The 26,428-nt window shown below is 55.3% G+C and carries 24 protein-coding genes; 19 read left to right on the top strand and 5 right to left on the bottom strand.

Translation table 11 applies throughout. The features are described 5' to 3' along the window. Window positions 1–46: 46 nt before the first annotated feature. From MKX42_RS31810 to MKX42_RS31790, 5 genes are all read left to right on the top strand, one after another. A complete protein-coding gene (locus MKX42_RS31810) occupies window positions 47–250 on the top strand; it encodes a CsbD family protein (protein ID WP_036695255.1) in 204 nt (67 codons plus the stop codon). 198 nt (window positions 251–448) lie between these two features. Then, the gene (locus MKX42_RS31805) at window positions 449–1,864 is read left to right on the top strand and encodes an ATP-binding protein (RefSeq protein WP_340757402.1); all 1,416 of its coding nucleotides are present in this window, start codon (window positions 449–451) and stop codon (window positions 1,862–1,864) included. Window positions 1,865–1,965: 101 nt separating this feature from the next. Continuing rightward, entirely contained in the window at window positions 1,966–3,240 is a 1,275-nt protein-coding gene (locus MKX42_RS31800; RefSeq protein ID WP_340757401.1) for an MFS transporter, read from the top strand. 25 nt (window positions 3,241–3,265) lie between these two features. Beyond that, window positions 3,266–3,928 (top strand): oxidoreductase, encoded by a 663-nt coding sequence (locus MKX42_RS31795; RefSeq protein ID WP_340757400.1) that lies wholly within the window; start codon window positions 3,266–3,268, stop codon window positions 3,926–3,928. Between the two features lie 110 nt (window positions 3,929–4,038). Beyond that, the gene (locus MKX42_RS31790) at window positions 4,039–4,419 is read left to right on the top strand and encodes a RidA family protein (RefSeq protein WP_340757399.1); all 381 of its coding nucleotides are present in this window, start codon (window positions 4,039–4,041) and stop codon (window positions 4,417–4,419) included. A gap of 87 nt (window positions 4,420–4,506) precedes the next feature. On the opposite strand, the gene MKX42_RS31785 is transcribed toward MKX42_RS31790, so the two are convergent. Next, on the bottom strand, window positions 4,507–5,280 hold the full coding sequence (locus tag MKX42_RS31785; RefSeq protein ID WP_340757398.1) for a TspO/MBR family protein: 774 nt from the start codon (window positions 5,278–5,280) through the stop codon (window positions 4,507–4,509). Between the two features lie 197 nt (window positions 5,281–5,477). Between MKX42_RS31785 and MKX42_RS31780 the strand changes: the two genes are divergently transcribed. The 3 genes from MKX42_RS31780 to MKX42_RS31770 all read left to right on the top strand — a co-directional run bounded on the left by MKX42_RS31780 (window position 5,478) and on the right by MKX42_RS31770 (window position 12,252). Further along, window positions 5,478–7,928 (top strand): glycoside hydrolase family 31 protein, encoded by a 2,451-nt coding sequence (locus tag MKX42_RS31780; protein WP_340757397.1) that lies wholly within the window; start codon window positions 5,478–5,480, stop codon window positions 7,926–7,928. Between the two features lie 346 nt (window positions 7,929–8,274). Then, window positions 8,275–11,364, top strand: coding sequence for a DEAD/DEAH box helicase (locus MKX42_RS31775; protein WP_340757396.1), 3,090 nt, complete (start codon window positions 8,275–8,277; stop codon window positions 11,362–11,364). A gap of 39 nt (window positions 11,365–11,403) precedes the next feature. After that, on the top strand, window positions 11,404–12,252 hold the full coding sequence (locus MKX42_RS31770) for a hypothetical protein (RefSeq protein ID WP_340757395.1): 849 nt from the start codon (window positions 11,404–11,406) through the stop codon (window positions 12,250–12,252). Window positions 12,253–12,967: 715 nt separating this feature from the next. Here the strand turns inward: MKX42_RS31770 and MKX42_RS31765 are convergent. Further along, window positions 12,968–13,630, bottom strand: a complete 663-nt coding sequence (locus tag MKX42_RS31765; RefSeq protein WP_340757915.1) for a GTP pyrophosphokinase — start codon at window positions 13,628–13,630, stop codon at window positions 12,968–12,970. A gap of 284 nt (window positions 13,631–13,914) precedes the next feature. Continuing rightward, window positions 13,915–14,289, bottom strand: a complete 375-nt coding sequence (locus tag MKX42_RS31760; RefSeq protein WP_340757394.1) for a hypothetical protein — start codon at window positions 14,287–14,289, stop codon at window positions 13,915–13,917. A gap of 279 nt (window positions 14,290–14,568) precedes the next feature. Between MKX42_RS31760 and MKX42_RS31755 the strand changes: the two genes are divergently transcribed. Genes MKX42_RS31755 through MKX42_RS31745 form a run of 3 tightly spaced genes read left to right on the top strand, consistent with a single transcriptional unit; the run spans window position 14,569 to window position 16,609 of the window. Next, entirely contained in the window at window positions 14,569–15,399 is an 831-nt protein-coding gene (locus MKX42_RS31755) for a zinc ribbon domain-containing protein (RefSeq protein ID WP_340757393.1), read from the top strand. A 36-nt stretch (window positions 15,400–15,435) separates the two neighbouring features. Continuing rightward, on the top strand, window positions 15,436–16,254 hold the full coding sequence (locus MKX42_RS31750; RefSeq protein ID WP_340757392.1) for a TrmB family transcriptional regulator: 819 nt from the start codon (window positions 15,436–15,438) through the stop codon (window positions 16,252–16,254). A 49-nt stretch (window positions 16,255–16,303) separates the two neighbouring features. After that, window positions 16,304–16,609, top strand: coding sequence for a hypothetical protein (locus MKX42_RS31745; RefSeq protein WP_340757391.1), 306 nt, complete (start codon window positions 16,304–16,306; stop codon window positions 16,607–16,609). 476 nt (window positions 16,610–17,085) lie between these two features. Here the strand turns inward: MKX42_RS31745 and MKX42_RS31740 are convergent, their stop codons facing one another. Further along, on the bottom strand, window positions 17,086–18,039 hold the full coding sequence (locus tag MKX42_RS31740) for a diacylglycerol/lipid kinase family protein (RefSeq protein WP_340757390.1): 954 nt from the start codon (window positions 18,037–18,039) through the stop codon (window positions 17,086–17,088). A 93-nt stretch (window positions 18,040–18,132) separates the two neighbouring features. Continuing rightward, window positions 18,133–18,471, bottom strand: coding sequence for a DUF4870 domain-containing protein (locus MKX42_RS31735; protein WP_340757389.1), 339 nt, complete (start codon window positions 18,469–18,471; stop codon window positions 18,133–18,135). A 487-nt stretch (window positions 18,472–18,958) separates the two neighbouring features. On the opposite strand from MKX42_RS31735, the gene MKX42_RS31730 reads away from it, so the two are divergent. The 8 genes from MKX42_RS31730 to MKX42_RS31695 all read left to right on the top strand — a co-directional run bounded on the left by MKX42_RS31730 (window position 18,959) and on the right by MKX42_RS31695 (window position 26,148). Further along, window positions 18,959–19,147: a hypothetical protein gene (locus MKX42_RS31730; protein ID WP_019913840.1), complete on the top strand. Its 189-nt coding sequence runs from the start codon at window positions 18,959–18,961 to the stop codon at window positions 19,145–19,147. Window positions 19,148–19,554: 407 nt separating this feature from the next. Further along, complete coding sequence (coxB, locus tag MKX42_RS31725) at window positions 19,555–20,604, top strand: cytochrome c oxidase subunit II (protein ID WP_340757388.1); 1,050 nt, start codon at window positions 19,555–19,557, stop codon at window positions 20,602–20,604. Between the two features lie 128 nt (window positions 20,605–20,732). Next, window positions 20,733–22,571: a cytochrome c oxidase subunit I gene (gene ctaD, locus MKX42_RS31720; RefSeq protein WP_340757914.1), complete on the top strand. Its 1,839-nt coding sequence runs from the start codon at window positions 20,733–20,735 to the stop codon at window positions 22,569–22,571. A gap of 6 nt (window positions 22,572–22,577) precedes the next feature. Beyond that, window positions 22,578–23,204 carry a cytochrome c oxidase subunit 3 gene (locus MKX42_RS31715; protein WP_340757387.1) on the top strand — a complete coding sequence of 209 codons (627 nt, stop codon included), beginning with the start codon at window positions 22,578–22,580 and terminating at the stop codon, window positions 23,202–23,204. 4 nt (window positions 23,205–23,208) lie between these two features. Next, on the top strand, window positions 23,209–23,532 hold the full coding sequence (locus MKX42_RS31710) for a cytochrome C oxidase subunit IV family protein (RefSeq protein WP_036722158.1): 324 nt from the start codon (window positions 23,209–23,211) through the stop codon (window positions 23,530–23,532). A 28-nt stretch (window positions 23,533–23,560) separates the two neighbouring features. Next, complete coding sequence (ctaG, locus tag MKX42_RS31705) at window positions 23,561–24,469, top strand: cytochrome c oxidase assembly factor CtaG (protein ID WP_340757912.1); 909 nt, start codon at window positions 23,561–23,563, stop codon at window positions 24,467–24,469. A 36-nt stretch (window positions 24,470–24,505) separates the two neighbouring features. Next, a complete protein-coding gene (locus MKX42_RS31700; protein ID WP_340757386.1) occupies window positions 24,506–24,970 on the top strand; it encodes a DUF420 domain-containing protein in 465 nt (154 codons plus the stop codon). Between the two features lie 167 nt (window positions 24,971–25,137). Next, window positions 25,138–26,148: a phosphotransferase enzyme family protein gene (locus tag MKX42_RS31695; protein ID WP_340757385.1), complete on the top strand. Its 1,011-nt coding sequence runs from the start codon at window positions 25,138–25,140 to the stop codon at window positions 26,146–26,148. Window positions 26,149–26,428: the final 280 nt, after the last annotated feature.

Here is a 26,428-nt window from a genome sequence, read left to right as displayed (position 1 = left end):
GCTTTCGCCAGACATTAAATTTGACAACTAAGGAGATGAGCTTGTAGTGGATAACAATGTGATTAAGGGCAAATGGTTACAGATTAAAGGTGAAGCCAAGAAGCAATGGGGCAAGCTGACAGATGACGATCTGGATATCATCGACGGTGAAAAAGACAAGCTGGTAGGCAAGCTGCAGGAGCGTTACGGCCATTCTAAGGATGAAGCCGAAGCGGAGTACCATAAATGGGAGTCCTCCCACCGCAGCTAATCAGCAGTTAACGATAAAAGGCAATGAAAGAGCGCAAATCAGATCTGATTTGCGCTCTTTTGCTGTCTTCCGGACATGCGGCAGCCTTCACTCTCATACATATACATATGCAATGGCCCTCATGCTTCATGTTTTCATTCCTCCAGTATGATACTATAAATATTATTGTGAACTTATTTTCGCTGCAGGAGTGAAGCCATGGAATATGTCAAAATCTTTTTTGTGAATACAGCCTTACTGATCACGCTGTCGTATCTGGCGAATCTAATATACAAGTACACCGTAACCCACGCATCCGAGACTGTAAAAAGAATAAGCTGGGTGCTGCTCGCGGTCTTCGCGGGGTGGATCAGCACCTTTTTCGGCTACAGATTGAATGAGCATGTCATATTTGACCTGCGGTACGTACCGCTTATCATCTCAACCCTGGCTTACCCCCAGCCCGTGGTCCTGATTATCATCGGAATCGCAACCGGGCTTACGCGCCTGACCTTCGGAGTGAACGAGGCAGCGCTGGTAGGCGTGCTGAATCTGACGATCCTGGGCTTTGTCTGTGCCGCTCTAAGCCTATGGATGAAGCGTTCGTCTTCCTCTGTGATGTATAAGGGGATTGGCACCATCTTGGTAGTCAATGTAGTAAATGTGCTGAATATTGCCGTATTTGGGGTCATTCCCACACATGATTACATAACGAAGATTCTGCCGGTTACCTTTCCCGCAGGCCTTGTCCTCAGTGCTCTGTTCGCCCTGATCATCCGGGATTTCCATCTGGACCTGATGCGTACCGGACAGATCGTAAGAGCGAATGAGCTGTTGTCCGAGCAGACGGAGGAGCTGCATAAGAATAAAATTGTGCTCGAGGAAAGAGCCAAGCAGCTCATGCTCGCCTCACAGTTCAAATCGGAGTTCCTGGCGAACATGTCCCATGAACTAAGAACCCCGCTCAACAGCATTATCAATCTGTCCCAGATGATTGAAGAAGGCGATGAGTCCCTGAGTGCGGAGGAGCTTGCTGAATATGGCGGGATCATTCACCGATCGGGGGAGGATCTTCTGTCACTCATCAATGATATTCTCGATCTGTCCAAGGTGGAGGCCGGGAAGCTGGATATTATTATAGAGGATTTAAATACCAGCGAGGTCCCTGATCTGCTCGTTCAGCAGTTCGGCGTCTTAGCCAGACAGAAGCAGCTCACCTTCAGTGTCTCTCTGGACGAAGGGGTGCCGGCCGTAATCTACACGGACCCCCAGCGGGTGCAGCAGATTCTGCGCAATCTGCTCTCGAATGCGTTCAAATTCACGATGACTGGCGGGGTCACTATGAATATCCGTGTAGTGGAACGTCAGGAGGGGGCTGCTTCGCAGAAGTGGATTGCCTTTGAGGTGCAGGATACCGGAATCGGCATTCCCCCGGAGAAGCATGATCTGATCTTTGAGGCCTTTGAACAGGCGGATATCAATGTCAGCCGCAAGTATGGCGGTACGGGACTGGGTCTGTCTATCAGCAATGATCTGGCCAGGCTCCTGGGCGGATTCATTACCCTGCATAGCCAGGAAGGCCAGGGCAGTATATTCTCCTTACATTTACCTCTGCATTCAGGCGCGTCCGTCTAATCCCCGCAGCTCCAACTTTATTTGTGATTTCGGTGTATTGACAGGAACCTGGTGCTGAGTAGAATGAAGCAAAAGCCGCATCAAAGGAGAGTCATTCCCCCATGAACATCATGAGAAGCCGGCCGCTGCGGAACCGTTCCAAGGATTTGCGCAAGGCCTCCGTACACCGCAAGAATCTGCAGATCGCTACCTTTGAGGGGATACCATCCACCATATTCCAGGTGCTGCTGCAAGGCCAATTTCTTACAGGATTCCTGTTATACCTGGGTGCCAGCTCCAGTCAGATCGGATTTGTCCTGGCGCTTACTACGCTGGTGAACGTCGCACAGATCGGTGTGGCCTTCCTGATCCAGAAGCTGCCGAGCCGCAAGTGGGCGCTCGTGACTTTTATTGGCTTACACCGTCTCTTGTGGGGATCTACGGGCCTGGTTCCGTTTATTTTTCCACAAGAGCACTGGGTTACCGCCTTCATCGTTCTGTATACCATTGCTTTCATTGCGAACACCGCAGGTGGTGTGCTCTGGAACTCCGTCATCAGTGACCTGGTGCCTGCAAGGGTCCGGGGCCGGTATTTCGGCATTCGTAATACGTTCCTTAATGCGCTGGGAAGCCTGGTGATGTACGGGGGCGGTATTATTCTTGACCGTTACCCGGGCGGACACGGATTCCTTATCCTGTATATTGTAGTGTGGATTTTCTCGATCTCGAACATTGTGGTGTTCTTCTTCTACCCGGATGTGCCGTTTGAGAAATCCGAAGAGAAGGCCTTCCTGCCGATGCTCAGGAAGCCGCTTCAGGACAAACTGTTCATGAAATCCACGCTGTTCCTGTCTGCTTGGCTGTTGCTGCAGAACCTGACCGTACCGCTATATTCCTATGTCATGCTGCAGCTGCTGAATATCAATTATGAGAAGCTCTCCCTGCTGAATGTGGCGCAGACGGTCTTCATGATGGCCAGCTTCTATGTATGGGGCAACCTGAACGCCAGGCACAGTAACAAGAAGCTGCTGCTCTGGACCTTGCCGATTATCGCGGTCTCTTCCCTGATTTGGGGGCTCTTGTCCGTGCTGCCGATGCTTCCTGTATTATTCGCAGCCCATATTGTGTTCGGCGTGGGCGTGGGCGGCTTCAACCAGCTCGCCTTCAACTTCATTATTGGTGATACACCGAAGCGCGAACGGCCGATGTATATGGCGATGTATGCGGCGCTTACCGGTCTGGCGGCCTTCTTCGGTCCGCTGCTGGGCGGCCGTATCTATGAATGGATTAAGGAATGGCCCCAGTGGATGCAGATCTACGGCATGCAGTTAGTGGTAGGCGTGCTGATGATTCTGCTGGCACTGCTGCTGGGCCGCCGTATTCTGCGGGATGAATAAGGAGGAATATAAGGGGGCTATTTCGGTGACAAGAATTGCACTGGTACTGGGTGCTACAGGTCTGGTCGGCAGTGCGCTGACCCGGGACCTGCTGGGCGGGAATTGGGACGAGGTCCGTGTACTGGTCCGCCGTCCGCTTGCGCTTGAGCATCCCAAGCTGAGACAGATTCAAGTGGATTGGGACCGGCTTGAGCAATACAGCGAGCAATTCGCCGGTGTATATGCAGTATTCTGCTGCCTGGGAACGACGATTAAGCAGGCGGGCTCGCAGGAGCAGTTCGAACGGGTAGATCTGGAGTACCCGCTTGCCGCTGCGACCCTGGCCAAAGAGCATAACGTGAAGCAGTTCCTGGCTGTGTCCTCTATGGGAGCCAGTGCCAAATCGCGCACCTTCTATAGCCGGATAAAGGGGCGGACGGAGGAGGGTCTGATTGCTGCCGGATTCCACGGCCTGCATCTGTTCCGGCCTTCGCTGCTGCTGGGCGACCGGGCAGAATTCAGGCTGGGTGAACGCGCAGCGGCTGTGCTGATGAAGGCGCTGGATTTCGCCATGGTAGGCAAGGCTGCGAAGTTCCGGGCCATTCCAGCAGCCACGGTTGCGCGGGCGATGATGAATATTGCTCTGGCCGATACAGGCGGCGTGCATATCTACACGAATGAAGTCATTCATGTGATCGGCAAGCATTAGCTGGGCAGCAGGGTTTGCAAACTGCAGACCCCAGGACTTACAATAAGCATACGATTTAGAATGTACATAGCGGTCTACAGGCCGCGTACAGCATGCAGGAGGCGTTCACTATGACCAAAAAACAAGTAGCTACAAACAAAGCTCCAGGAGCGATCGGTCCTTACAGCCAGGCGATTGTTGCCGGCAACTGGGTCTACACTTCAGGCCAGCTCGGAATGGACCCGCAGACGGCGGAACTGCCGGGCAGTGTGCAGGAGCAGGCACGCCAGTCGCTTAACAATGTGAAGGCCATCCTGGAAGAGGCCGGAGCATCAATGGATCAAGTGGTGAAGACAACCGTGTATCTGAAGGATATGAATGATTTCGCGGCGGTTAACGAGGTGTACAGCACCTTCTTCACCGAGCCTTACCCGGCCCGCAGTGCCGTTGAGGTAGCCCGTCTGCCGAAGGACGCGCTGGTCGAGATCGAAGCGGTAGCACGCAAGAAATAAGCCAGGCCGGATGCATCCGGTCAAGGCAGGGTACATGGAAACCCCCGCACGTGAAACAGACGTGCGGGGGATTTTTGTGTGCACATATTAGCGAATCAAGTACCTGCTACGGGAACGGCGCGGAGTCAGCAGCAGCCAGATGCTGTAGAGCAAGAGTAGTCCTGCTGCAACCAGGCCGGTGAAATACACCTCATTCGTGGCCTTATGCTCGATAGCGATGGCGATGTAAGCCCAGACGAAGACGAGCGGATAGATGCTGTCCCGGTACGGGTAGCTTACCAGCACAGCCAGCACAGCACCGACGCTGAGCATGATGACTGCCCAGAACGGGGCGCTGAGTCCGAAGCCGTCCCAGTTATTCTTCACCAGCACAACGCTGACATTGACAATGGTGGCTACCGAGATCCAGCCGAGGTAGAGGCTGAATGGTAGCTTCACGAGCCAATTCTCGCCAGTCGTGGGATCTGCAATGTAGCGGGTCTTGCGGTAAATGACGATCAGGGAGAGCAGCAGAAGCACCATCGCCACCAGCGATAACTCAATGTACAGATAATGCCAGAGGAGCAGCCAGCCCATATTGAAGATACAGCTGAGCATGAACCAGATCCCTATCCGCCGGACGGAATCCCTGCCCCCGGTATCGCTGCGGAACTGATAAATAATGAATCCGGCCAGCAGCAGATAGATCAGGGACCAGATGGAAAAAGCATATCCGGCCGGTGTGAGGTACGTATGATACCTGTCCGAGATTTCGGCGGTGCTGTTCCCGCCAAGCGGCAGGACGACTGAAAGGGTATTGACGGCAATGACGCCGAGGAAGAGCAGCAGATTCCCCCACTTATAAGGATTAGTTCTAGTCATATGACCACTCCCTAACTTGTTTGATAACTACGTTTTGGCCTTGGCCTATATAGAATATACCCGCTTTGGCAGCAATTAAGACTAATCCGGCAAAAAAATGACCAATTGGTCATAAGAATCGCGGATAGTATTCCTTAGGCCCGGGGTAATATGTAGTCAAGAAGCAGATCAGCAAGCAGCGAAGGGAGAGAAGATTCATGGAGAGCAGTGAGGCGATACGCCCCGAGAAGATGGGGCCGCTGGTGATGAAGGAGACCTGGAACACGCCGGGCAGCGTGGTGTCCTGGGAACGCTCCGAGAATATCTACATCGTTCAGGGGGAATGCGCCGGGATGGCTTTTATCTTCCTGAGCGATGATATGTTCCGGATGAAGGTCTTCCATGGCAAGGTACCGGACCTGACCACCTCGGAGGCTGTGCTGAAGGAGTGCTGTATTCCGCATCTATTTCCGGTAGAAGAGACAGAGGAGCAGCTCATTTTCTCTACCGGTGCCATCCGGCTGATTATTGAAAAGGCCTCATTTCTGCTCCGTGTGGAGAATACGTCCGGCAAGGTGATCATGCAGCAGAATCTGACGAGCTGGAACCCGCGCGGCGCAAGCCATGCCGAATATGACATGCAGCCGGACTCGCATTTCTACGGACTGGGTGAGAAATCGAGCTTCCTGGATAAACGCGGGGAGCGTTATACGAACTGGAACACCGATGTGTTCGCCCCGCATCTGCCGGAGATTGAAGCGCTCTATGAGTCGATCCCGCTCATTATCCACATGCACGGTGACCTCTCCTACGGGCTGTTTCTGGATAATACGGGCCGGAGTGATTTCGACATGCGCTCGCACGGCATTGCTTTTACCATTGGCTGCTCTACGGGAGCGTACGATATCTATTTCATTAATGGGCCCGAGATGAAGGATGTTGTCCGAAGATACACCACGCTCACCGGCCGGATCGCCCTTCCGCCTAAGTGGGCGCTCGGCTATCACCAGTCCCGCTACAGTTACATGAATCAGCAGGAGGTGCTGCAGCTGGCCAAGACCTTCCGTGAGAAGAACATCCCATGCGATGTGATCTATCTGGATATCCACTATATGGACGAGTACCGCGTATTCACCTTCGACCCTGTCAACTTCCCTGATCCGCAGACGATGATCTCGGAGCTTGCGGAGCTGGGTGTGCGTATTGTCCCGATTGTCGATCCCGGCGTCAAAAAAGACCCAAAATACGAGGTATATAAGCAAGGGGTGCTGGAGAAGCATTTCTGCCGCCGCCTGGAGGGCGATATTTTCTTCGGTGAGGTGTGGCCGGGGATCAGCGCCTTTCCTGATTTCAGCGACAGCCGGACCGCCGAGTGGTGGGGAGATCTGCACAAATACTACACCGAGCTTGGCATTCAGGGCATCTGGAACGATATGAACGAGCCGGCGGTCTTCAATGAGACCAAGACGATGGATCTTGATGTGATGCATTTTAACAACGGGCGGCCGGTGACGCATGAGGAATACCATAACCTGTACGGGATGATGATGTCCAAAGCGACCTACGAGGGACTGGCCGAGCATATGGGGGGCGAGCGTCCCTTTGTACTGACCCGTGCCGGGTATGCGGGCATCCAGCGCTATGCGGCCGTATGGACCGGCGATAACCGCAGCTTCTGGGAGCATATGGCGATGGCGATGCCGATGGTGCTGAACATGGGGCTGTCCGGGCTGGCCTTCTCGGGGCCGGACATCGGCGGGTTCGCCCATCATACGTCGGCGCAGCTGCTGGTGCGGTGGACGCAAATGGGCGTGTTTTTCCCCTACTGCCGGAATCATTCCTCCATCGGAACACTGCGCCAGGAGCCGTGGTCCTTCGGGGAAGAGGTGGAAGGGATTCTGCGTGAATTCATCGGACTGAGGTACCGCTGGATGCCGCATTTATATAATCTTTTTCATGAAGCGGAAATGAGCGGTCTGCCTGTCATCCGTCCGCTGGTGCTCGAATATCCGCGAGATCCGCATGTAACCAATCTGTGCGACCAGTTCCTGCTGGGTGAAAATGTGCTGATTGCCCCGGTCTACCGCCCGGATACGGATCACCGCTCCGTCTATCTGCCGGAAGGCTGCTGGCTGGACTATTGGGACGGGGAGATTCATGAAGGCGGACGCCATATTCTTGCGGCTGCGCCGCTGCACATCATGCCGATGTATGTGAAGGCTGGCAGCTTCGTGGCCGAGGGCCCGCTGAGACAGTATGCGCTGGAGGACACGGAGGAGACGATCATCTTCCATCTCTACGGGGCGGAAGCGGCTGCGGGCTTCTCTTCGTCCTTCAAGCTGTATGAGGATGACGGCCACAGCTTCAGCTACCGTAAAGGGCAATATACGGAGCTTATCGTGCAGGCCGAAGGCGGAGAAGGTACGCTTGCACTGCAGTGGGCGTATGCGCTGCATGACTACAAGCCTCGCCGGGAGACGCTGCGGTTCGCGCTCTGCTATCCGTTCTTCACTGTTGCTGCGGTGGAGGGGCTGGCGGAGATTAGTCTGGAAGAGCTGAATGAAGGGGCGCTGGGCTGGGCCCGGAACGGCAAGAACGGCGCGATCATCGTTCAGGTAGCGGACGCTGCCGGGGGTGGGGAGCTGCGGATTCTGGCGGGTACGGATTAGGGGCAGGCAGATGTAACTGTGGAACGATTTGAGGACCGGCTTGCCTGAAGAGGCGGGCCGGTTCTTCCTGCTGTAACGCAATCTGGACAGTAATGGCCTGATCTGAACAACAATCTGCTGAAAATCACAGAAAATGTGCAGAAAAGTTTTTAAATATAGGCTTTTTCGTATAAGATGAAGGGATGAAGAAAAAGTTGCAGCAAACAACGTAACAGGAAGGCTGTACGGCTAGAGCTATTCCCGCCGGTGTAGCTTCATAATATATTTCTCGCGCAGCAGGAGGCAGTCTTCCGGGGTGGAAGGGCTGCTCTTGCTGTTTGCTCAAAAGAATGGAGATCAACCAACAATGATTAAGCATCTGTATGCAATATGGTTAGGGGACGTATTATTCTGCTTCTCGGGCGAGACCTCCGAGCCGAAGGTAGACGCATGGACACGCGTGATCAAACGGCTGGAGCTCCGCAGCGGCTGGCGTCCTTTTGCGGGTGCTGCCCTGCGGCTGGCGGAAGTGAAGTATCCTGCGGCCGCTGCTGCGGAGGGGAAGCCGGCGCGGCGCGGACTGCCTGGACGCACGCTGGAAGGGCTGGCGCTGTCGCCGAAGGATGCCTTCGAGCTGCTGCTGGCCTGGGATGAGCAGGCCAGCAGCGCCCAGGGCATTGAGCCTGGGGGAGAGCTGCGCTACTGGTCGGCAGCGGCCCGCTTCGCACTGGAGCTGATGGGCAAGGGCGGGATTGTGCCCGGAGCTCAGCCTCCGCGCAAGGTGGGCTCGCGGCGGCGCGGCGGCGAACAGGCTGCTGCCGTATGCTGGTCACCGGCGTTCCGGGAAGAGGCGGATAAGGAGTTCTTCCTGCAGATGGCGGCCTCTATGCCGGTGCTTGCGCTCGGCACGCATGTAGCCGAGGAAGGTGACCTGTCCTCGCGCGAGGAAGCGGGCGCGTATGTGCTGTATTCCTTCCTGCAGGCGGTCATGACCGCTGAGATCAAGAATGTGGTTGCCGCCCATGAGAGCGCGCTGGCGCCGTATAAGGCCAACTACCGCCGCGGCTATTCTCCGCTGACGGAGCTGTGGTGGAACAGTCTGCTGACCGGCAGCCGGGATATTCCCGTGCAGGGGACCCCGGCTGAGGTGACGGAGCTGCTGACGGTGGTGAACGAGACGGCGGGCCATGAGGTGCCGCATTTCGAGACCGAGGAGGCCCGCAGCGGACAGCTTAGTCTGGGCCTGCGGCTGGAGCCGCCGGCGGAGGACAGCGAGCTGTGGCAGCTGACCTTCTGGGCGGAGAGCCGGGAGGAGGGGGAATTCTGGATTCCGGCAGAAGCGGTGTGGAGCAGCCGGGAGCGGGAATTCACCCTATGGGGCAAGCGATACCGCAATATCCAGCAGCAGCTGCTTGCAGCGCTGGGGCGGGCGGCGAAGAGTTCGCCGGATATCCGGCGTTCGCTCGCTGAACCGGCTCCGTGCGGGATTGAGCTGCCGCCGGAGCGGCTGTATTTCTTCCTGAAGGAGAGCGTGCAGCAGCTGCGGGAACGGGGAATTACGGTGCAGATGCCATCGCGCTGGAGCCGTGAGGGACGTCGGCGGATCGGCATGAGAATGAAGATGCAGCCGCCGGTTGGCGGAATGGACGGTCCGGTTCAGCCGGCGCTGGGCATGGAAGAGCTGATCTCCTTCCGCATTGAAGCCTCTTTGGGGGATTCGGATATCACTGAGGATGAACTGAATGCCTTGGTGGAAGCGGGTGTGCCTTTTGTGCGCTTCCGGGGAGAATGGATTGAAGTGGACCCGAAGGAAGTGCGGCAGGTCCTGAGATATATTAAGCGTGGCGAGAGCGGAGAGATGACTGCGGCCGACTGGATGCGTCTTACGGCTGAAGATGGCGATGAGCGGCTGTGGAAGGGCATGTCGGTTACCGGCATGGAGACTTCCGGCCTGTTGGCTTCCCTCATGCATGGCGATGTGCTGCGCGGAATGCCGCTGCGTCCCGTGCCGGAGGATCTGAACGGGACACTGCGTCCTTATCAGGAGCGGGGTTATCAGTGGCTTACCGCGCTTAGCAATCTCGGCTTCGGCGTCTGCCTGGCTGATGACATGGGCCTCGGCAAAACCATACAGGTCATCACCTGCCTGCTGGACCGGGCGCTGAATGCCCCGCCAGGCGAGAAGCAGGAGCCTGTGCTGATCCTCTGCCCGACCTCGTTGCTTGGCAACTGGCAGCGGGAATTGCAGCGCTTCGCCCCTTCGCTTAGCTTGCATATTCACCATGGAGGGCGGCGGGTGCGCGGCGAAGGATTCAAGGAGCTGGCGGCCAGCCATGAGATTGTGCTGACTACCTACCATTTGGCGGGCCGGGACAGCGAGGATCTGGCCGGGGTACGCTGGTCTACCGTTGTGCTGGATGAAGCGCAGTATATCAAGAATCACCGTACCAAGCAGGCGCAGAGCGTCATGAAGCTGAGCGCGCCGCACCGGATCGCAATGACCGGGACTCCGGTGGAGAACCGGCTGGGTGAGCTGTGGTCGATTTTCCATTTTCTCAACCCAGGCTATCTGGGCACGTACCATTCCTTCCGCCAGCGTTATGTGTCGGGAGAGGGCGGCGAACGGCTGCGGGAGCTGCACCGGCTGGTCTCGCCCTTCCTGCTGCGGCGTCTCAAGAGTGACCCGGATATCTCGAAGGATCTGCCGGAGAAGCTTGAGCTGAAGTCTTATTGTCCGCTTACGGAGACCCAGGCCGCGCTGTATCAGGGGGTTGTGGATGAGATGCTTGGCGTCATCGGCGAGCGCTCGGGCATGGCCCGGCGGGGGCTGGTGCTGTCTTCCCTGACCAAGCTGAAGCAGATCTGCGATCATCCCCAGCTGTTCCGCAAGGACGAGGGGCGGAGCCTGCGCAGTGAGCCTTCGGGCAAAATGGATGTCATGTTCGAGGTGCTCGACAGCATCTCCGAGCTTGGCGAATCGGCGTTGATCTTCACCCAGTATGTGGCGATGGGCGAGCTGCTGGTCAGCCGGCTGGCCCGCAGATACGGGCAGACGCCGTTGTTCCTGCATGGCGGCATCTCGAAGCGTGAGCGCGACGAGATGGTGCATGCTTTTCAGGAGGGAGAAGGTCCGGCCTTCTTCGTCCTGTCGCTTAAGGCAGGAGGCGTCGGCCTCAATCTGACACGGGCCAATCATGTGCTGCATTATGACCGCTGGTGGAACCCGGCAGTAGAGAATCAGGCGACGGACCGCGCCTTCCGGATTGGACAGCACAAGAATGTACAGGTGCATAAGCTGATCTGCCAGGGAACGCTGGAGGAGCGGATCGACGAGCTGATTGAACGCAAAAAAAGCCTGTCCGAGCAGGTCGTGGGCTCCGGCGAGAACTGGTTGACCGAGATGTCTAACCATGAGCTCAAAGAGCTGATTGAACTGCAGGGACAGGATTGGATGTAGATTGTGCAATAGATTGTAGGGCAGAAGGAGGAAACATCTATGAATGAGCTGCTGGAGCTGCGGCTGGAGGTGCTGCCCGGGGTCATCAAGGCCACCGGGAGTGTGGGATCTGCTGCAGAAGGAGCAGACAGACGCAGCAGCAAAGCCGGAGCAGAGATGGAGAAGAAGCAAGGGGAGCGGGGCCGGCGTGCGGAGCCGGTGAGGCGAGGCCAGCAGGTGCCATTACCTGAGGGGCAACGGGAAGATGTCACTCTGCGCATTCCGCAGTGGACACCCGACCGGAAGAATGAAGTGCTGCATCAGCTCGCTGCGCATCCGGGTGAATTGTATGATCTGCTGCAGGGCAGCCTGAATGGCGGGCTTGCTGCGCTGGAGCTGCTGCCTGCGGATGACGAGCTGAGGCTGGCTGCAGATGAACAGGGCACAGGTCTGCTGCCTGCTGAGGAACTGGTGGGGCGGGTCCACCAGGAGCTCACCCAGGAGCCGCTGCTTGCGTTCGCCCTGCGCGGACTGTCCAAGGAAGAGCTGCTCTCCGGTGTGTTCGCTCTGTGGGCGGAGCAGGAGAACGAGCGGAGTGCGGAAGAAGATGCGCCTGCGTCTGTGTCGCTCGTGTCCGAGCTGGCAAGGCTGGAGCGCAAGGGGCCGGCTGTATCCTCTGGAGAATGGCTGGCCGAGGCAGCGGCTGAAGGCTCTCTGCACCAGCCGGGGCCGCTGTTTCATGAGATCTCCTCCCGTCCGTTTCCGGCTATGCCTGAGGTAATGGAGCCGGAGGAGAATTGGAGCGCACTCCTGCCGCAGACACCCAAGGCCCGTGAAGGGCTTGCGCTACTGATGCGCCGGGTCTCGGAAGCCGCCGCGAAGCGTGCGGCGGGCTTGAATAAGCTGTAGCTGCACGGGGCGTGAGGTGGACCTAAGTAAGCTGTAGGTGCATGGGTTCGTGAGGCGGGGCTTGAGTAAGCTCCGGGTTACACGGATAATAAGTGCGGTGGGATTGAAGGAGCTATAGGCTACAATCTTTGTGCGGCGACTAAAGCTGCTCTTTAAGTAATATAGAGTGTAAACTAGACCAACTGGTGGAATTGAATCGGATGCCGGGACACGAACGAATGTAAGAACTGATCTCACAAGTAATATTAGTTTTGTGAGCAGTGCGCCGGAGAGGATTGGGGATGGCTGCACGAGAATAAAGTGGAAGAATCCCTCTGAATCAGCCGGAAGTCGGCGTAATGGGGAAATGAAAGGGAAGAATCCCTCTGAATCAGCCGGAAGTCGGCGTAATGGGGAAATGAAAGGGAAAAATCCCTCTGATTCAGCCAGAAGTCGGCGGAATGGAGAAATGAAAGGGAAAAATCCCTCTGATTCGGCCAGAAGTCGGCGGAATGGAGAAATGAAAGGGAAAAATCCCTTTGATTCGGCTGGAAGTCGGCGTGCTGAGGTAGCCAATAATCTTCGGGCGGGAATGAGGGGCAGAAGTGCCCCTGATTGAGCCAAACTGGATGGTAGGGCGGCCCTCCCACATCAAGCCAGCCAAACAAAAGAGGAGCACAAAGGTGCCCCTCTTGCAGCCGGATAACGGCCTGGCTGCGGCCATTTTATCCTAGGATTATGTCTGTTCGTTGCCGCCGCCTTCTGACAGCTCCAGGATCTCCCGGCGCAGGCGGAGCATCTTCTGGTCGAGCTCATCGGCGGCACGGGCGGCTTCCTTCAGCTCATCGGCCACATGGGAGGGCAGCTGTTTGTCAAATTTATAGTAGAGAATATGCTCCATGCTGGCCCAGAAATCCATGGCTAGCGTACGCAGCTGCATTTCTGCCTTCACCCAGCGTGTGCCATCCAGCAGCACCAGTGGGATAGCCACGATAAGGTGCAGACTCTGGTAGCCGTTCGGCTTCGGATGGGCGATGTAATCCTTAATTTCAAGCACACGGATATCCTCGCGGGCGCACAGGTGATCCACCAGCCGGTAGATATCCTTCACGAAGGCGCAGACAATCCGCATCCCCGCAATATCATGGATGTGCTGTTCCATATTATCCAGGTTAAGCTCATAGCCCTTGCGCTGCATCTTTTGCACAATGCTCTTCGGTTCTTTGATCCGGCACTTCACATGCTCGATCGGGCTGAAGCCGTCACGCACCTGCCACTCGGTCCGGATGATATCGATTTTATTCTCAAGCTCATTCAGAGCATGGCGGTACAGCGCCGGCAAAGCCTTGAAATTTTCAACCTGCTTGGCAAAATCCTCGTTAATCTGCCACTTCTGCATATCCTTCACATGGACCTGCAACTTGTTCAATGTTACTTGTGTACTATCATATTCTTCCACTGAAACTCTCCCGGTTTTCGTTATTTGTGACTGTAGACCATGAATGGATGACTACGGCACTCATATACAGCGCTAGCAACGTTACTGATTCTATTTTAACCGATGTACAGCCCCGGAAGCAAAATAAAACCGTAACCCTGGCCGAAGAGAAACATTCTTCCCTCCGGCGCGTATTAGCACAGTATAGGCATTAAGCCGTTCTTATGGCGCAGCTCCGTTCATTCTTATTTGTTGGTGGGAGAGCCTGTGCCGTAACCTTCATCCTGATAGCCCGTATTCTCCAGCTTCTGCAGGACGTTCAATCCTTCGATCTGAAGGCGGGTCTCGTCAGTGCCGTGGTCGTGCAGATACTGGAACAGGCGGATGGTGGCGTCATCGAACTGCTCTGCACCATCATCATGATCGGCTGACTTGTAGGGAACCAGAGCACGCCGGAAGGCGTATTCATCCCCGCTGGCCAGATCGGCCAGGAGATCCTGAAGCGCGGTCAGCCCGTCACTGGACAGCAGAACCTCGAAGTCACTGGATTCGCCCCTCTCTTCCTGAATCAGACCGTGATTCACAGAGACGAAATATCGGTTAAGGTTATCGTTAGGCACAATTCATCCCTCCATCATTCAATAATGTACGGGTACGCAGGAACGAAGGACAGCAGAAGGCAATATGTATGATTGCTTCTTCCGCAGCATACTCATTCCAATAAGAACGTTAGCCGCCTTTACTTGGTATTTACCACATGACGACAAATAATGAATCTGCTGTGGACTTTTGGTATGATAGAATCACGTTTCCACTGCTGCATGGAGCGGCAATCGGAATGGAAGGATATACGCGGCTGCGAATCAGCCTATTCTCACTCTGGAGAAGGAGGAACTACAATGAATTTACTGCAACGCATTAAAGACGGTGCCAGCCGGGTGAGTGAAAAAGCGCAAAGCTCGGTGGAAGTGAGCAAGCTGAATGGGCAGATTTCGGATATTGAGCATGAGATGCAGGTTGAATTTCTGAAAATGGGGAAGCTGTTCTACGACGGATATCGTTCAAGGGATATGTCGGTGGCTGAAGGCCAGATGATCGAGCTTGCCCGGGGCTGTAACAAGCTGCAGGAGCAGATCGAGGACGTACGCTCAAGAATTGCCGAACTGAGAAATGAACGCTTGTGCGCCTGCGGTCAGATCGTAGGGCTGGATGCCAATTTCTGTCCGCATTGCGGACGTAAGCTGGAACCACGCAAGCCGGAAGATAAGGAGATTTCACTTCGTAAAGAGCCGTCTTCGGCGGCCGCCGCTGCCGCAGCGCCGCCTGCGGTTACCGTACATACGGTGCTGGAGCATGAAGATGAGGAAGACCAGTACTACGGCGAGGAAGAGCTGACCGAAGCGGAACGGGAGCTGGCGAGAAGACCCGAAGCACGTGTGCAGTACGCGGAGGTGCTGCCTGAACTGGAAGAAGAGGCAGAGCTGGAGGAAGCGGACCGGATGACTTCAGGTTCTGACCGGAGCCGCCGGGAGGCAGATGAGCTGGAACGGGAACGGGAGCGGCAACTGGAGCTGGACCGCCGGATCAGAGACTGGAAAGCAAGTGAACCAGCCGAAGAGCGGGTAGCCGGAGACACGGATACACGGGAGATTGTGAATTGCCAGATCTGCCGCGCCGACTTGCCAAAGGGCTCCATGTGGTGCCCGCGCTGCGGCTCGGAACAAATATAGACAGTGTAGTACTGACAGCTTAGGGGGACAACATAGATGGAACAGTTGCTGCTGCATCTGCGCAATTTGGGTTTCACAGAGATGGAATCCAAAATTATGGTTGAGCTGGCCACCAAGGGCCAGGCTTCGGGCTACGAAGTGGCAAAGCAGCTAGGAGTATCAAGATCGAACGTATACGCGGCGCTTCAGCGCCTGACCCAGCAAGGCTACGTGCGCTGCGGAGAAGGGGAGCCGGCACGCTACAGTGTACTGGACCCGGAAGAGCTGGCCACGATGATATCCGGCCGGGTGCAGGCCTCACTTGCCTATATGGAGAGTGAAATGCCGCGCGGGGGTCCGGTCAGCCCCTCCTTCTACAACGTGGAGGGTGACCGGAATGTAATTGGAGAGCTGGTCCGCCAGCTGAATCTTGCCGCTCAGGAGATTGTAGTCGATGTGTGGCGGGAGGAAGCCTCGCTGCTGCGCAGTGAGCTTGAGCAGGCGGAGAAGCGCGGAGTGAAGCTGTTGTGGGCCTTTGACGGCGGTGATGCTGTACCGGCACCTTATCCGGTATGGCCGCCCCTGCCGGGGAAGCCGGAACGCAGCGGAGGCCGGAAGTTCTCCTTCGTGGTGGACCGGAGCTGGTGCATGCTAGGCATGCGTTATGATGACGGGAGCGCCCAAGCCGTGATTACCGAGCATCCGGTGCTGGTGGAGCTGCTGCTCAAATCTTTTACACAGGAATTGGTATTGTTCGAGCTGGAGGAAGATATGGGTCCCGAACTGCAGCGGCGCTACGGGGAGCGCTACAGCCGGATCTACAGCAAATATGTATTGCATGATCAGGAGGAATCCGGGAAAGAGCCGGAGGAATAGGGCAGGACTAGTAAGTGCCCAAGTTCACTAAGCAAGGGAGGTGACAAGCATGGAGTGTATTGTACATTTTGAAGTGCAGCATGCAGATGGCGTCAAGCCGCTGCGCGGACTGCTGTTCCTGGAAGAGGGCAAGACCCCGGGAGAACGGGAGCTGGTGGAGATGTTCAAGGACATGAAGTTCAACGTCCGGCTGGATAACCGGGAAAAATGGATTTTCAAGCCCGTGGCTCCAGGAGAAAGTTATTCCGAGATCCGCATTACCAGCTTTGACAACGGGAAGAAAAGCAGCAAGCCGGAGGGTGAGCTGAAGTCGATTGTCGGCAACCTGCTGCCCCAGAAGCCAACCGGGATATAACCGGAGCAGCGGGGTTCAAGCGGTTTTTGTCCGCCAGCAGAATTACTGCTGCTAGCGAAGGATATCTTTGTGAAGAAGGTCTATTCCTGCACGAAGCAGGAAACGGACCCGGCGGAAACGTGAAATATGTAACAAAGAGCAGGCCCAGGGGAATACCCGGGGCCTGCTCTTTGTGTCGGGAGAAATATCATTCCAACTTCTTCATTAGCCAGACCAATCTGCTCCTAACGGACCTGAGAGACCTTATCCCCTGGAAAATACCACTTTTGGTGTCTTAACGGACTGAGGAGACCTTAAGGTAGCTCAAACGATACTTAAAAGCAGTATTTCAGAGAATAAGGTCCGTGTGGTCCGTTACTTGCCTAATATATGACTTTCATCCAGAATAAGAGCGCCTCCGTCCGTTACGCAGAGCTACATATGTGCCCAGCCCAGCCGCACCCAGCCCAGCCGCACCCAGCCCAGCCGCGCCCGGCCTAGCCGCCCGCCCGGCAGGACCCCGCGGCGTCTACAGCCACCGCCGAGGCTGCCGCCAGCGGCGAGAGCACGCGCAGCGCGCCCGGCTCGCAAGCCACGGCCAGCGGCGCCGTGCCGAGCGCTTCGCCGTCGCCGATGGCGTGGCGCGGCTGCGCGAAGTGGACGGCTACGCTGTGTCCGCGCAGCATGGTGACATAGGGCAGCTTCGTATGCCTGCCCTTCACCACCGTCGGGAACAGCCGCAGCAATTGCCCGCGGCTGACCCCGTGCACAACGCAGACGTCAAGCAGGCCGTCGCCTGATTCCGCCTGCGGGCAGATCAGCAGCCCGCCGCCGTAGCTGGGCAGGTTGCAGACCGAGACCAGCCACGCCTGATCGAAGGCCTGCTCCTTGCCGTCGCAGGTCACGCTGACGCGGCAGGGCTTGAAGGTCATCAGCGTATGCAGCACGCCGATGATATAGGCTAGGCGCCCGGCGCCAATGGCGTTACACAGCCGCTTGTAGCGGCTGCCGTTCACATTGACGGCAACCTGCGCGTCGAAGCCGCTGGCCACCGCGGTCAGGGTGAGACCACCTGCCGCGTTAAGCAGATCGGCTTCGATGCAGCGGTCCTGCAACGCGTGATCCAGCGCTGCCTCGGGCGCGAGCGGGATGCTGAACCCGCGCGCGGTGTCATTGCCCGAACCCGCCGGGATGACTCCCAGCGGGACCCCCCTGCGCCGCAGTGCGCCCAGCACACTGTGGATCGTGCCGTCGCCGCCGACAATGATGGCAGCGCGCCAGTCCTCGCGGCGGGCCAGTGCGTGAAGCACCAGGCTCTCTGCGCTGTCAGCGCTCTGGGTGAACAGCGCTTCATACGGAACAGCCCGCGCCGCAAGCAAGGCCTGTACGGTGTGCCAGGTCCGCCGCCCCGCTCCGCCGCCGGAGCGGGAATTTATGATGAATAAATACATGGATGCTTCCCCCAGCCTGCAGATTCCTGCATGTCTTATCCCATTGTAAGGAGCGGGCAGGCAAAAGGGAAACTATTTTCTGCTACGCTGCAGCTACAGCTGCCGCAGCTGGCTTTCGGCGATTTCCCCCACCCAAGGGAGCTTGAACCATCTGCTGCCGAGGGCATGGTAGATCATCAGGAGCCAGACCGCGAAGCTGCAGAGGGAGATCAGGGCGCCCACCAGATCGCCGAGAAGCGGAATGAAGCCGCTGAGTACATGGGCGATCATAAGAGCTCCGAAGGCAATCAGGGATTGGAGCGAGTGGAACAGGACGAAGCGGCTGCGCTTCTCCAGCGCGAGGAAAATAATTGCCCCGATGAACGGGAAAAAATAACACAAGGCGGCAGAAATGTTATCGGGCAGTCCGGTGGAAGATCTGAAAGGCGACAAAGGTTTCACTCTCCTTCCCTACAAGCCTATGAGGTGTCCAGGCAAAGTATGAGCTGTGCGGGGCTGCTGTCCTATAATTTATGGGGATAGGGGGCATACTATTGTCAGGTTCCGAAACGGGAGGGCAAGCATATACTATAAAAAAAATCCATTTGCATTTTTACATGGAAAGGTGGAAGTTCATCTGGAATATGATACAATATAACGATAAGGCCCGAAAGGAGTGATTCAGCAAGTGGCTCTTCGGGTAATTAAAGTGTCAAGGTGTCTTTGCAGTGGGACATCCTTACTCTCAGCCCAAATCACGACGAACCTGCTTCACCGGCAAGGCGGAATTCCAAGTTACTGGAATGGCAGTCTGGACGGGTAATGCAAGCCGCGTATGTGTAATGGTTCTTAACTTGCATTTCAAGGTTACGGCGAACTTTTCATCATGCATTCTCTACAACGGAGCATTCATTTTCAATGTTTTGGGAGGGAACTGATCATGGCAAGTAAAGGTCATAACGAAGTCAAGGAAAGTCTACGGGAAATGACACGTATTTTCCGGCCCAAAGATCCCAAGAAATTTGTGAAAGAGTACGTCCGGAAGTATCGGATCACGGGAGGCTATGAGGAAGAGCTGACCATGGTTGTGGAGCATGAGCTGGTTAGAATGAATTCTTCCGTCTCCTGAAGAAGCGGCAGATTCTGTTTCGTGCTGTGTGATACCTACAACTATATATGTAAGCTACATTCAAGCGATAACATCCATGAGGATTCTCATAAACCGTGCCCGGGCAGCCTTCTGCTTCTGGAATCGGTTTTTTTTGTATGCCCATTTCAGATTATCTGCGTATGTCAAATGAATGTTTAGACACAAATACATATGAATACGCTTCAAAAGTAGTTTAACAGTTTTCCGGAAAAATTGAAAGCGCTTATAAAATCAGTATTGACAAGCTTTCGGCGACTTCAAAATGATTTTGTGAATTTGTTGTGAACGATTGACAAAACCGGAGACCGAACTTATATTAATAGTGATTGTTATAATTGACAGGAAAATACTCTAATCTACGAATTCGGGAAAAGCGGGGTAGATCAATGATGAAAACGTGGCAGGCTGGTAAGCGGCTTCTTCCCATGACCGCAGCACTTGGACTCCTTCTGGCCGGATGCGGGCGGGAGGACTTGTCGGTACTCAGACCGCAGGGACCCGTAGCGGAAAGCTCTTACGGACTGATGAAGCTGTCGATCACGATCATGATTGTGGTGCTGCTGATCGTCTTCTCCATAGCGGCTTATGTATGGATTCGCTTCCGCCGGAAGAAGGATCAGGATGAGATTCCGAAGCAGGTGGAGGGCAGCTTCAAGCTGGAGGTGCTGTGGACAGTCATCCCGCTTATTCTCGTCATTGTGCTGGCGATTCCTACGGTGAAGGTGGTCTTTGCTGCCGGCAATGATCATTCGGATGACAAGGACGCCATCAAGGTCAAGGTGACCGGCCACCAGTATTGGTGGGAGTTCGAATATACGGATTACGGAATAACGACCGCACAGGATCTGATTATTCCTACAGGTAAGCACATTGCCTTCGAGCTGAGCACCAAGGATGTGCTGCATTCCTTCTGGGTACCGTCGCTGGCCGGGAAAATGGACACCAATCCCGACGGCACGGTGAACCGCTTCAGCTTCAGTGCACCGAATGAAGGCGTTTACCGGGGGAAATGCGCAGAGCTGTGCGGACCCTCCCACGGATTCATGGAGTTTAAGGTCAAGTCGGTCAGCGGTGAGGCCTTTGACAAGTGGGTGGCTTCGATGAAGGCACCGGAGTCGGTGATGCCGGAAGACCCGGTACTGGCTGAGAAGTTCAAGTCCCAGTGCTTGACTTGCCATGCGATCGGCAGCATGCCTGCATCACCGGTCGCTCCCAGCCTGACCGGAATTGGTTCCCGTGAATCCGTTGCCGGGATTCTGCTTAATGATGACACCCGCGAAGACGGAGCGCCGGTTCTGGAGAATCTGAAGACTTGGCTGCATGATCCGCAGAGCGTGAAGCCCGGCAACAAGATGCCGAATCCGAAGGATAAGGGCTTAAGTGATGAAGAGATCGACGGCATTGCCGAATTTCTGGCCGGTTATACGCTGGACTAGGGGCCAATGACTGAAGCGGAAGCAGCATATTTGATAAGGGGGTACGTACCTTGGCTCACGCAGCGCAATCCTTGCAGCCCTCCCAGCCTTTGAAGCCCGGCCACAGCGCCAAGCGGCATACCGGGCTGATGGACTGGATTACCACCGTCGACCACAAGAAAATAGCCATCCTGTATCTATGGGCCGGCGGCCTATTCTTCGGCATCGGTGGCCTGGAGGCAATCCTGATCCGTATTCAGCTGATCAAGCCGATGAACACCTTCCTGGATGCCCAGACCTTCAACGAACTGATTACCATGCACGGCACGACCATGATCTTTCTAGGAGTCATGCCGGTTATTTTCGCGCTGATGAATGCGGTGATTCCGCTGCAGATCGGCGCGCGCGATGTCGCCTTTCCTTTTCTCAACTCGCTGGGCTTCTGGACCTTCCTGTTCGGCGGTCTCCTGCTTAACCTCAGTTGGGTGATGGGCGGCGCGCCCGATGCGGGCTGGACGGCCTATACCCCGCTATCGGGTAAGGGCTACAGCGCCTCCCATGGCGTGGACTTTTATACGATAGGACTGCAGATTGCCGGTCTCGGCACCCTGATTGGCGGGATTAACTTCCTGGCTACCATCATCACGATGCGCGCGCCGGGGATGTCCTTCATGCGGATGCCGATGTTCGCCTGGGCTACCTTTATTACCTCAGCCATTATTCTATTTGCCTTCCCTGCGGTTACCGTAGGACTTGTCCTGCTTACCTTCGACCGGATTCTGGACGCCAATTTCTTCAATGTTGCCGGAGGGGGCAATCCCGTGCTGTGGCAGCATATCTTCTGGATCTTCGGCCATCCCGAAGTATACATTCTGATTCTACCGGCCTTCGGGATCATCTCCGAGGTCATTCCGACCTTCTCGCGCAAGCGGCTGTTCGGGTACAGCTCTATGGTCTTCGCGACGATTCTGATCGCCTTCCTGGGCTTCATGGTCTGGGCGCATCATATGTTCACCACCGGCCTCGGTCCGGTAGCAAATGCTTTGTTCTCCGTCTCTACCATGCTGATTGCCGTTCCGACCGGGATCAAGATCTTCAACTGGCTGTTCACCATGTGGGGCGGACAGGTACGGTTCACGACTCCGAATCTGTTTGCGGCCGGGTTCATTCCCACCTTCACGATGGGCGGGGTAACCGGGGTGATGCTGGCCTCCGCGCCGGCGGACTTCCAGTTCCATGATACGTACTTCGTGGTGGCGCATTTCCACTATGTCATTGTTGGCGGTCTGGTGCTCGGGCTGTTCGCCGGGCTGCACTACTGGTGGCCGAAGATGTTCGGGCGGATGCTCAGCGAATCCTTGGGCAAGTGGACCTTCTGGACTTTCATTATCGGGTTCCACTTAACGTTCTTCGTCCAGCATTTCCTGGGACTGATGGGGATGCAGCGGCGCGTATTTACCTATTTGCCGAACCAACAGTTCGATACGCTCAACCTGGTCAGTACGGTGGGGGCGTTCCTGATGGGAGTGGGCATGATTATCTTCCTGGTGAATGTGTTCCTGACCTCCAGACGGCCGGCGGATGCACCGGAAGATCCGTGGGAAGACGGGCGGACCCTGGAATGGACGATCCCTTCGCCGCCGCCGGAATATAACTTCAAGCAGACACCGCTGGTGCGGGGCCTGGATGCTTTCTGGAAAGAGAAAATGGCCGGGCATAAGGGGATGACCCCGGCGGAGCCGGTTGGCCCGATTCATATGCCTTCTGCTACGATTCTGCCGTTCCTGATGTCCGTCGGTATCTTCATTGCAGGCCTTGGCTTCATGTTCAGCCGCGATGAATTCAGCAGCAGTATCATGAGCTTCCTGTTCAATAACTATATTGTTACGGCGCTGGGGCTTCTTATTACCTTCGGATCAATGCTGATGCGGTCGCTGTTCGACGATCACGGCTGGCATATTGAACCCGAAGAGCTGGAAGGAAGGTGATCAGAGATGACAACGGCACATGCTGAAGCAGCGGAAGGTACACTCCCGCATGAACCGGAGAAAGCTTCTCTGGAAGGACGCAATAAAGTACTGGCCTTCTGGCTGTTCCTCGGGGGGGAAGCGGTGCTCTTCGGCACCCTGTTCGCTACCTTCCTGGCGCTGCGCAATCAGACGAATGAGGGACCTTCGGCGGCGGAGCTGTTCCATCTGCCGTTGGTTGCGGCAGCGACCCTGCTCCTCCTGGTCAGCAGTCTGACCAGTGTGTTCGCCATTCAGGCCATGCACCGGGGGAATGTGGCCCAGCTCCGGAACTGGCTGCTGGTAACCGTCCTGCTTGGTCTTGCATTCCTGATCCTGGAGATCTACGAGTTCAGTGTATATATCCGGCATGAGGAATTCGGGATGACGACGAGTGCGTTCAGCTCGGCCTTTTATACGCTGGTCGGGTTTCACGGTGCCCATGTCGCCTTCGGGATTCTGTGGATCACCGTGCTGATCGGACAATTGATGCATAAAGGCTTGACGGTTGTTACTGCACCGAAGATCTATGTCTCAGCGATGTATTGGCATTTCATTGATGTGGTGTGGGTCTTTATCTTCACAGTCGTATACCTGCTCGGAAAGGTGGGGTGAAGCCATGACGACAAAGCAGCCTTCTTCAGATTCTGCGGTGAAGCACCGGCACCGTCCGGAAGGACCGCAGCGGCATATTGTGGTGTTTGTATTCTCTGTGGTGCTGACGCTGATCGCTTTTGCTGCGGTGGCGGCCGGAGGGGTGAATGCTACCTTTGCGATCATCCTGCTGCTGGTAATGGCTGTGCTGCAGGTGTTCCTGCAGATGGGCTTCTGGATGCATCTGAAGGACAAAGGGCATATGCTCCCGATTATCTTCATGCTGGGCGGCTTTTTTATCGCAGGTACCTGTATTGTAATGGCGCTCTATTGGGTATGGTGGGATTGATTCTATCTCCGGGGAGGTCTTGAGGATGATACCGGGATTGCAATATTTCAGCTTTACGGAACTATGGAGTCCGTTGTTTCTGGCCCTGATGCTCCTCCTGACTGCCGGATATTTTGTGCTGATCGGTCCGCTGGCCTCCCGTTTTGAGGGCAGCACTGCAGTCCCCTTCTGGCGGAGGGGGCTGTTCTTATGCGGAATGCTGGCCCTCTATCTTGCGCAGGGAGGACCTGTCAGTCTGCTGGGACATATCTTATTTTCCTTCCATATGGTGAGTATGGCCTTATCCTATCTGGTGGCGGTCCCGCTGATTATGCTTGGTATCCCCGACTGGTGCTGGCGCGCTCTGCTGCGGGTGAATCCGCTGAAGGGACTGGCTTTTCTCGCTAAGCCGGTAGTGGCGGCCCTGCTCTTCAATGGCCTGTTCTCGCTCTACCACATCCCCGCCATCCATGATTATGTCATGCTGCATTTCACCGTTCACCGTCTGTATTATGGCGTCCTGTTCCTGACCTCGGCGCTGATGTGGTGGAATCTGATCAACCCCTTGCCGGAATACCGGGCGCTTAGCGGTCTGGGGCAGGTGGGTTTCATCTTCCTGAACATGGTGCTGCTGACACCGGCCTGCGGGCTGATTATTTTTGCGGGCTCCCCCCTCTATGCTACGTATAGCGACCCGGGCACCTGGGCGAAGGCGATGGGCTACTGTGTACCGCAGAGTCCGGCTGCATTATTGCAGGCTTTTGGCGGTCCCGGCTTCTTCGGATCTCTGTCCCCCAAGGTAGATCAGCAGGTCGGCGGCATCGTGATGAAGTTCATTCAGGAATTTATTTTCGCCTCGATGCTTGCTTATGTGTTCTATCATTGGTATAAAAAAGAGAACGGACAAGAGGACACAGATGTGTCCGCGTCACCCTCTGCCCTGGCGGAGGAGGTCTGAACTATAATGAGCTGGTAAGTACCGAGGGGGATATTCATGGATATTTTCACATTGTTTCCTACGATCAGTACATCGTTCATCGTCATAAGCGCGGTGCTGGTGGCAATCGGCTGGAGACAGATCATTCAAGGCAAACGCGAAGCGCACAAGAAGACGATGATTGCGGCTGCGGTGGCAGCGATTCTGTTCTTCCTGGTGTACTCGTCAAGAACGGTGTTCGTAGGCAATACCTCCTGGGGCGGCCCGGATGAGCTGACGACGATCTACCATGTCTTCCTGATCTTCCACATCGTGCTGGCTACCGTCGCTGCTGTATTCGGCATCACTACGCTGACGCTCGGCTTCAAGGCCAAGTATGCCAAGCACCGCAAGTGGGGCAGAGTGACCTCCGTCATCTGGTTCATCACCGCCATCACCGGAGTCGCTGTCTATGTATTGCTGTATATCTTATATCCGGGCGGCCACACGAAGCCGGTCTGGCAAATCATTTTGGGCGCTTAAGCCGAGGGGAAGCCTGAGGTGAAAAGGAAAAAAGCCTGTCCATCTGCCGCTGCTGCGGGGGAGGGGCGGGCTTTTTTGGGTTAGGGGCTTGGAGTGGGCCGAATGTAAGCGGAAAACCGAACACATTGAGCTGGCGGCGAGCCAATTATACATACTAAGGAGAAAATATGGACCCACACATCAAACGAATGTTCCTGGACGAATATGCTGCTGAAGGTGCTAGGCGCTTTGGGATTAGCTTCAAGGATCTGACCTTCATTGGAGGTTTTCAAAACTTTATATATTCTTACATCCTGGGTGAGTCCCAATATATTCTTCGTTTTACTCCTGGAACTCTTCGTACATCTGAAGGACTTGCAGCCGAAATCGAATGGATTCGTTATCTCTCGGAGAAGGGGGTGTCAGTTTCAACTCCGGTTCTATCGGTGAGTGGAAAGGATTTTGAGCGTATTCATGGGAACACGATGGATTTTTACGCAGCAGCGTTCAATTATGCACCCGGCACAAAAGTCGGATATCCGGAATGCCTGGGGAATCCGATGCTATACGAACAATGTGGCCGTATTACAGGCCGTCTTCATGAACTGACTAAGCGGTACAAACCGGTATCCAAAAGACATACCTGGGAGACTAATGAATACCTTATGCGGGCGAAAGATTATTTACCGGCAGAGCTTGGTTCCATTATCCATGCCCTTGATGGATTAAAAGCAGAGTTGGCCAGTCTGCCTGTTACCTCAGATAATTTTGGATTGATTCACGGGGATATCAACGTAGGTAATTTTTCGGTGGATGAGTCAGGGCGGATAACGCTTTTTGATTTCGATGAGTGTCAGTACAGCTGGTATGCTGAGGATATTGCTATCCAGCTCTATTATTTACTATATGTATTTGGGGAGGATTCAAGGTCTGAACGTAAGGCGCAATACGAGCTTTTTATCCGGCATTTCGAGCTGGGCTACGCGGAGGATGGCCGGCAGCTCCCCGATGGCTGGAAGAGTCAACTGGATTTGTTTCTTAAACTGCGTGAGATTATCGTAGTCGTCGGCATGCACCGGAGTTGGGATTTAACCCAGGCTGACGATTGGACCCGTAGGTTCTTGCAAGATAGTACAGTGCGTATTACCAAGGGGATTTCGTTAATCGATGGGTTCGGCGAAGAGGGGCCACAATCATAGTTGGAAAAAGCACACTTAATTTTAGCGATACAGACGGTTGCAGGTAAGCAATTGGATTAAGTCCATCTAATTTCTCAAAATTCCTTGGTTCAGACGGAATCGTAGAAATTAAGTGTTGTTTGTCCAACTGCTGTCTGCAAATGGGGCGATGCCGTCAAAATAGATGGACAAAATCCAATTAACGCCACACCGGCTGCATTCAGAACTGTACACTTTTCCCGGCTGATCCCGCAAGAAACCAAAATACCTGCAAGCTCCGAAAAGGAGCTTGCAGGCACCT

The organism is Paenibacillus sp. FSL R7-0204 (genome assembly GCF_038002225.1).
In the GTDB taxonomy this organism is placed as follows: Bacteria; Bacillota; Bacilli; order Paenibacillales; family Paenibacillaceae; genus Paenibacillus_AQ.
This window is presented reverse-complemented; position numbering and strand designations above follow the sequence as displayed.

Coding starts and splice junctions, on each gene's coding strand:
- MKX42_RS31805 (WP_340757402.1), top strand. CDS start 449: ATGGAATATGTCAAAATCTTTTTTGTGAATACAGCCTTACTGATCACG.
- MKX42_RS31800 (WP_340757401.1), top strand. CDS start 1,966: ATGAACATCATGAGAAGCCGGCCGCTGCGGAACCGTTCCAAGGATTTG.
- MKX42_RS31790 (WP_340757399.1), top strand. CDS start 4,039: ATGACCAAAAAACAAGTAGCTACAAACAAAGCTCCAGGAGCGATCGGT.
- MKX42_RS31785 (WP_340757398.1), bottom strand. CDS start 5,280: ATGACTAGAACTAATCCTTATAAGTGGGGGAATCTGCTGCTCTTCCTC.
- MKX42_RS31780 (WP_340757397.1), top strand. CDS start 5,478: ATGGAGAGCAGTGAGGCGATACGCCCCGAGAAGATGGGGCCGCTGGTG.
- MKX42_RS31775 (WP_340757396.1), top strand. CDS start 8,275: ATGATTAAGCATCTGTATGCAATATGGTTAGGGGACGTATTATTCTGC.
- MKX42_RS31770 (WP_340757395.1), top strand. CDS start 11,404: ATGAATGAGCTGCTGGAGCTGCGGCTGGAGGTGCTGCCCGGGGTCATC.
- MKX42_RS31765 (WP_340757915.1), bottom strand. CDS start 13,630: ATGCAGAAGTGGCAGATTAACGAGGATTTTGCCAAGCAGGTTGAAAAT.
- MKX42_RS31755 (WP_340757393.1), top strand. CDS start 14,569: ATGAATTTACTGCAACGCATTAAAGACGGTGCCAGCCGGGTGAGTGAA.
- MKX42_RS31750 (WP_340757392.1), top strand. CDS start 15,436: ATGGAACAGTTGCTGCTGCATCTGCGCAATTTGGGTTTCACAGAGATG.
- MKX42_RS31745 (WP_340757391.1), top strand. CDS start 16,304: ATGGAGTGTATTGTACATTTTGAAGTGCAGCATGCAGATGGCGTCAAG.
- MKX42_RS31740 (WP_340757390.1), bottom strand. CDS start 18,039: ATGTATTTATTCATCATAAATTCCCGCTCCGGCGGCGGAGCGGGGCGG.
- MKX42_RS31730 (WP_019913840.1), top strand. CDS start 18,959: ATGGCAAGTAAAGGTCATAACGAAGTCAAGGAAAGTCTACGGGAAATG.
- coxB (WP_340757388.1), top strand. CDS start 19,555: ATGATGAAAACGTGGCAGGCTGGTAAGCGGCTTCTTCCCATGACCGCA.
- ctaD (WP_340757914.1), top strand. CDS start 20,733: ATGGACTGGATTACCACCGTCGACCACAAGAAAATAGCCATCCTGTAT.
- MKX42_RS31715 (WP_340757387.1), top strand. CDS start 22,578: ATGACAACGGCACATGCTGAAGCAGCGGAAGGTACACTCCCGCATGAA.
- MKX42_RS31710 (WP_036722158.1), top strand. CDS start 23,209: ATGACGACAAAGCAGCCTTCTTCAGATTCTGCGGTGAAGCACCGGCAC.
- MKX42_RS31700 (WP_340757386.1), top strand. CDS start 24,506: ATGGATATTTTCACATTGTTTCCTACGATCAGTACATCGTTCATCGTC.
- MKX42_RS31695 (WP_340757385.1), top strand. CDS start 25,138: ATGGACCCACACATCAAACGAATGTTCCTGGACGAATATGCTGCTGAA.